Origin of the sequence: Mesorhizobium sp. M7A.F.Ca.US.006.04.2.1 (assembly GCF_004022915.1) — a bacterium.
GTDB classification, from domain to species: Bacteria; Pseudomonadota; Alphaproteobacteria; order Rhizobiales; family Rhizobiaceae; genus Mesorhizobium; species Mesorhizobium ciceri.
On the sequence record NZ_RZQA01000376.1, the window covers coordinates 1 to 5,901 of the forward strand.

The 5,901-nt window shown below is 61.9% G+C and carries 9 protein-coding genes; 6 read left to right on the forward strand and 3 right to left on the reverse strand.

The genetic code is table 11. From position 1 onward, the window contains the following. Both EN925_RS19860 and EN925_RS19865 read right to left on the reverse strand, forming a co-directional pair. Positions 1–1,491 (reverse strand): von Willebrand factor type A domain-containing protein (locus tag EN925_RS19860; RefSeq protein WP_128336834.1); only part of this gene is annotated, 1,491 nt, incomplete at its 3' end. A gap of 2 nt (positions 1,492–1,493) precedes the next feature. Beyond that, positions 1,494–2,054: an RNA polymerase sigma factor gene (locus tag EN925_RS19865; RefSeq protein WP_013531188.1), complete on the reverse strand. Its 561-nt coding sequence runs from the start codon at positions 2,052–2,054 to the stop codon at positions 1,494–1,496. A 155-nt stretch (positions 2,055–2,209) separates the two neighbouring features. Between EN925_RS19865 and EN925_RS19870 the strand changes: the two genes are divergently transcribed. Genes EN925_RS19870 through EN925_RS19895 form a run of 6 tightly spaced genes read left to right on the forward strand, consistent with a single transcriptional unit; the run spans position 2,210 to position 4,566 of the window. Further along, a complete protein-coding gene (locus tag EN925_RS19870; protein WP_013531187.1) occupies positions 2,210–2,533 on the forward strand; it encodes a metalloregulator ArsR/SmtB family transcription factor in 324 nt (107 codons plus the stop codon). Then, on the forward strand, positions 2,530–2,955 hold the full coding sequence (locus EN925_RS19875; RefSeq protein WP_013531186.1) for an SRPBCC domain-containing protein: 426 nt from the start codon (positions 2,530–2,532) through the stop codon (positions 2,953–2,955). Before EN925_RS19870 ends, EN925_RS19875 begins: the two co-directional genes overlap by 4 nt. Before the next feature lie 54 nt (positions 2,956–3,009). Further along, on the forward strand, positions 3,010–3,231 hold the full coding sequence (locus tag EN925_RS19880; RefSeq protein WP_013531185.1) for a hypothetical protein: 222 nt from the start codon (positions 3,010–3,012) through the stop codon (positions 3,229–3,231). 13 nt (positions 3,232–3,244) lie between these two features. Continuing rightward, positions 3,245–3,685, forward strand: coding sequence for a DUF1801 domain-containing protein (locus EN925_RS19885; protein WP_064993719.1), 441 nt, complete (start codon positions 3,245–3,247; stop codon positions 3,683–3,685). Positions 3,686–3,724: 39 nt separating this feature from the next. Continuing rightward, positions 3,725–4,117 (forward strand): VOC family protein, encoded by a 393-nt coding sequence (locus tag EN925_RS19890; RefSeq protein ID WP_024501304.1) that lies wholly within the window; start codon positions 3,725–3,727, stop codon positions 4,115–4,117. Positions 4,118–4,158: 41 nt separating this feature from the next. Next, positions 4,159–4,566, forward strand: coding sequence for a DUF1801 domain-containing protein (locus EN925_RS19895; RefSeq protein WP_024501305.1), 408 nt, complete (start codon positions 4,159–4,161; stop codon positions 4,564–4,566). A 2-nt stretch (positions 4,567–4,568) separates the two neighbouring features. Here the strand turns inward: EN925_RS19895 and EN925_RS19900 are convergent, their stop codons facing one another. Further along, on the reverse strand, positions 4,569–5,747 hold the full coding sequence (locus EN925_RS19900) for an NAD(P)/FAD-dependent oxidoreductase (protein ID WP_127368723.1): 1,179 nt from the start codon (positions 5,745–5,747) through the stop codon (positions 4,569–4,571). Positions 5,748–5,901: the final 154 nt, after the last annotated feature.

Consider the following 5,901-nt stretch of genomic DNA (forward strand, 5'->3'; position numbering starts at 1 on the left):
GGCGGCGGTGCCGTTGCCGTTCTGGGCGATGGTCTGCATCATCTGGTCGTTCAGATTGCCGCGGCCGAAGCCGAACACCGACAGGAAGACACCGGTCTTGCGCTCTTTTTCGATCAGCCGCTTCAGATCGTCGTCGTCGCTCTGGCCGACATTGAAGTCGCCGTCGGTGGCGAGCATCACCCGGTTGACGCCGTCCTTGACGAAGGATTTCTGCGCCAGCCTGTAGGCTTCCTTGATGCCCGCCTCGCCGGCCGTGCTGCCGCCGGGCGTCAGATTGTCGATGGCACTGAGGATCTTGTCCTTTTGGGACGCCTTGGTCGGCTCCAGGACCGTGCCGGCGTCACCCGCATAGGTTACGATCGAGATCGTGTCGTCGGCCTTCAGCTTGCTGACCAGCAGCCGAAAAGCCGATTTGAGCAGCGGCAGCTTGTCCGGCTCGTCCATCGAGCCCGAGACATCGATCAGGAAGACCAGATTGGCCTTCGGCTGCTCGGTCGGCTTGACGTCAAAACCCTTGATGGCGACATGCATCAGCCTGGTATGCGTGTTCCACGGCGTCGGCATGACGCTGACGGTCGAGTTGAATGGTGTCGAGGCCGACTCCGGACCCTTCCAGTCATAGGGGAAGTAGTTGATCATCTCCTCGACGCGAACAGTATCGACCTGCGGCAGGGTGCCCTGCTTCAGCGAGCTGCGCACGAAGGAATAGGAGGCTGTGTCGACGTCGATCGAGAAGGTCGAGACCGGATCCTCGAGTGCCGCATGCACCGGATTGGTCTTGAAATCCTCGATGCGGTCGCGGTTTTCCGGTTGCGGCTGCATCTGGTCGGCCGGCAAGGTCGACGGCTGCTGCGGCGCCATCAGCTTGGACTCGGCCGGCATGCGGGCCCGCGACGTACTGGGCGCACTTACGGCGCCATCCAATGCGAATTCGCCTGTCGGTGCCGGTGGCGCAGGCTCGGCCAGCACACCGCGCTCCAGTGCATTCTGTTGTGCCGCGCCGGAAGCAACGGTCGATTCGGATTTCTGCGGCGAGGCCGGCGCCACAAGCGCATCGGTCGCGTCGCGGCTTTCCACATCGGCGTCGGCTTTCTTGTCCGTCTCCAGCCCGGTCGGAGCCGGCTTCGGCTCGGCGGTCGTCGGCTTGACGGTCGCCGGCTTGTCGGCCAGCGTCTCGGTGATTTTCTCGTCGCCGCCGAATTTCGGCGGCTGTTCCCTCAGCATATGGAAGGTGGCGTATCCGGCGATCGGCAGGGCGACGAGCCCGGCAAGAACCGGCGTGGCAATGAGTTTCTTTTGCATGATCTCGCTCCAGAGCTTTTGTGCTCGCTCTGTGAGACGAAGCCCGCCAACCGATCCTTGGGTAACGGCAGAAATATTTTCCTGATCGTATGCACGCAGGGCGGCTTCGAAAGCACGTGCCTTGGCATCCTTGGCGGGCGCCGGCGCCGCTATATCGCGCAGTCTGTTGAGTTCGTTGTCGTCAACCATGGTCACACTTCCCCGGCCGCGCGCATCAGCGTCTTCAGCCGTTTCTTCGCTTCATGGATGTGCCAGGAAACCGTCGTCTCCGAGATTGTCATCGCCTCGGCCGCGGCCGCATGGCTCAACCCTTCGCCATAGACCAGCAGCACCGCGTCGCGCTGCTTGTCCGGCAATCGCCGGACGGCCGCCCATAACGCTTCGGCAGGGTCTTCCGGTTCGACCGACGCCTCGCCCGAGATCAGTGCATGGACGCCATAGGCCTCAGTCTTCACGGTCTCGCGGGCGGACTTTCTCATCACGTCGCGCGCGGCGTTCATCGTCACGGAATAGAGCCATGTGGTGAAGGCGCCGCCGCCGCGATAGTCGCGGATCGCTTTGCCCAGCCTGACGCAGACTTCCTGGGCGATGTCTTCGGCATCGGCCTTCCTGCCGCACCAGCGATAGGCGGCGCGATAGACGAAGTCATAGTGCCTTTCCAGCAATGTGCTGAAGGCCCTCCTGTCTCCGCCCTTCGCCCGCCCGATCAGTTCGGCGTCGGAGGCTTCGCTCTCATCCAGCATCATCGCCATCATTTGCCTGTTGGACGAACGCTAATGGCTAATCCTTGGGGCAATGGAAAGATTTTTTTGGAAACCGCCGGATCGGGACCGCCAACACCCCCGCTTGACATATCCATATCTCGACAGTTATACGTAATCAATAGCCACAGGGTTATCGATCCCGGATGACGAACGCTCACGATGTCCTCTTCAGAACGCTCTCCGATCCGACGCGTCGCGCGATCTTCGAGCGCCTGTGCCGGCAAGGCGAGCAGACGGTCGGCGCCCTGACGGCTCAGTCGGGGGTCTCTCAACCTGCGGTGTCGAAGCATCTCGGCGTGCTCAAGCAGGCCGGGCTGGTGCGCGACCGCCATCAAGGACGGCAGACCCATTACAGCGCCCAACTGGCAGCACTTTCCCCACTGACCGACTGGACGAACCAGATGAACGCGTTCTGGCAGAGCCGGTTCGACGATCTCGAAAATTTGCTCAAAAGAATGGACCAATGACCAACATTGCGACCGAAACGCGCTCTGTCATCGTCGAACGTGAGATCCCCTATCCGCCGGAAAAAATCTGGCGCGCGCTGACCCAACCGCATCTGATCGAGGAATGGCTGATGAAGAACGACTTCAAGCCAGTCGTGGACCACCGTTTCAAGCTGCGGAAGGAACCGCAACCTGACGTGAGCATCGTTGTGGACTGTCAGGTAACAGCCGTCGAGTTGAACAAGACACTGTCCTACACGTGGCAGGCCTATGGCCTTGAGAGTGTCGTCACCTGGACCCTCGTGCCGACCAGCACAGGCACCCGGTTGCGTATGGAACAGTCCGGCTTCCGGCCGGATCAGGAGCAGGCGTATCGGGGCGCGACGAGCGGGTGGCGGCAGTACTTTGCAAATCTGAGTCAGGTCCTGGCGCGGATAGATTGAAACTCGCAGGTGCGGATCGGTGGTCCGCACCGGTTGTTTTGACAGGAGGAACTATTGGACTGGAACAAGTGGGTTCGGCAAATGCATCGCTGGCTGTCGATCATCTTTGCGCTGACCGTCATCGCCAACTTCGCCACCATGGCATTCAGGCAGCCTCCCGCCTGGGTGGTCTACTCGCCGCTCCTGCCGCTCCTCCTGCTGCTGCTCAGCGGCCTGTACATGTTCGTGCTGCCCTATGCCGCCAAGGGACGCGGCGTGCAGCGTGCCGGCGGATAGGGAGTGGGGCAGAGTGGCCAGGACGCAGGGACAATCGACCGAGGCCAAGGCTGCGCCAGTGCTGCTCTCCGGCGGCAACCCGCAAATCGCCAAGGGCGACGGCGACGCCCCGGTGCAGGCCTATATCGCTGCGATGCCGGACTGGAAGCGCGGCCTGGGCGAGCGCCTCGACGCGCTCATCGTGGGCAACGTGCCTGACGTCCGCAAGGCCGTGCGATGGAACTCACCCTTCTACGGCATCGAAGGCCAGGGCTGGTTCGCGAGTTTCCATGTCTTCACCCACTATGTGAAGATGACCTTTTTCAGTGGCATCTCATTGCAACCGATCCCACCAGGCGGCACGGCCAAGAGCAAGGATGTGCGCTGGATCGACATCCGCGAAGACCGGTTCGACGAGGCGCAAATGGCGGAATGGATCAAGCAGGCCGCCGCCCTGCCCGGCTGGACCCCGTAGCGGCCACAGACGCAAGAATACGACAGAGGAGAAAGAGCGATGAAGATCAAGCTGACCAGCGTGTATGTGGACAACCAGGAAAACGCATTGCGCTTCTACGCCGACGTGCTGGGCTTCACCAAGAAGGCCGATTTCAGCAACGGGCCCTATCGCTGGCTGACAGTGACCTCGGCTGAAGAGCCTGATGGAACCGAACTGCAGCTCGCGCTCAACGACAACCCGGCCGCCAAGGCCTATCAGGAAGCCATCTTCCAGCAGGGTCAGCCTGCGGTCATGTTCTTCACCGACGACGTCAGGGGCGACTACGAGCGCATCAAGGCGAAGGGTGGCGCGTTCACCATGCCGCCGACCGAGGTGACCGGTTCAACCATCGCCCAGCTGAACGACAGCTGCGGCAACCTCGTTCAGATTACCCAACTGGCGCGCTGGTGACAGGCAGCGGTTGAACGCGTCGACGCACAGGAGACACGCAAATGACCCCCTCGCAACAGATCGACCAGCTGATCGCCGGTCTCTCGGACTGGCGCGGCGAGACGCTCGCCGACATCCGCAAGACCATCCTTGCAGCCGACCCGGACATCATCGAGGAGTGGAAGTGGATGGGCAGCCCGGTATGGTGCCTCGACGGCAACATCGTGGTCGGCAACGCCCACAAGGACAAGGTGAAGCTGACCTTTTCCCATGGCGCCAGCCTGCCGGATCCCGACAGGCTGTTCAACAATGGTTTTGGCGGCAAGGTGTGGCGGGCTATCGATGTGTTCAAGGGCGACACGCTCAATGAGAGCGCTTTGAAAGAGCTCGTCCGGGCCGCCATCGATTACAACAAGGCCAAAAAGAAGAAAAAGGCGCCGGCAGCTACTGGGGCGAAGCCACGGAAGTAAGTCTATGCTGCCTGGCCTGCCACCCAGCCCGACGACCATGCCCACTGGAAATTATAACCGCCCAGCCAACCCGTGACATCGACGGCTTCGCCGATGAAAAACAGGCCCGGCACGGATTTCGCCTGCATCGTCTTCTGGTCCAGCCCGTTGGTGTCGACCCCGCCCAGTGTCACTTCAGCGGTGCGGTAGCCCTCAGAACCGGCAGGCTTGATGCGCCAGTCATTGACTGCGGCAGCTATGGTTTTGATCTGGGCGTCGGAAAGATCGGCGAGATTGCCATCGATCCCGGTGCGTTCGGCGATCGACTGCGCCAGCCGCTTCGGCAGGTGATTTGCCAGCACGGTCTGCACCGCCTGCCGCCCATTACCGCGCTTGGCACTACGAATGAGGTCCGCCACATCAACTCCCGGCAGCATGGCGATGCGGATTTCGTCGCCCTCGCGCCAATAGGACGAGATTTGCAGGATGGATGGTCCGCTAACGCCGCGATGCGTGAACAGCATCGCTTCGGAGAACTGCGTCTTGCCGCAGGCGACTTCCGCGTCGACGGCGTTGCCGGCCAGCGGCGCCAGCCGTTCGAGCGTGTTTGCGTCGAAGGTCAGCGGCACCAGCGCCGGCCGCGTTTCGACGATGGCAAGCCCAAACCGTTCGGCAAGCTCGTAGCCGAAACCGGTCGCCCCCATCTTGGGGATCGACTTGCCGCCGCAGGCCACGACCAGAGACTGGCACCTAATCGTGCCCGTGGAGAGAGTGAGCACAAACCCCTCCACGGTTTTGCGGAGATCCTCAACGCTGGTCGACAGCACCAGTTCGGCGCCCTTGTCCTGCATTTCCGAGACCAGCATGTCGGTGATCTGGCGTGCGGAGCCGTCGCAGAACAACTGCCCAAGCGTCTTTTCGTGATAGGCGATGCGGTGGCGTTCGACGAGGGCGATGAAATCGCGTTGCGTATAGCGGCTGAGCGCCGAAATGCAGAAATGCGGATTGCCCGACAGAAAATTCTTCGGGCTGGCATGGATGTTGGTGAAATTGCACCGGCCCCCGCCGGAGATGCGGATCTTCTCGCCAGGCGCCGCCGCATGATCGAGGATCAGCACAGAACGGCCGCGCTTGGCCGCCTCCACGGCGCACATCATTCCGGCGGCACCCGCGCCGATGATCACGACATCATAGGATTGCATCAGGCTGTTCGTTCCCGCTCGGCCCACTCATCCGGCGCAGCGCATTTGTGCTGCCTGATACCGCGAACGGGGCGGACAGCCAACAGGCAAGAACAGCCAGGCAAAGGCTCAGATCAGCGTCTCTGCGAACAACGTCGTCAAGCGCTTCCAGTGG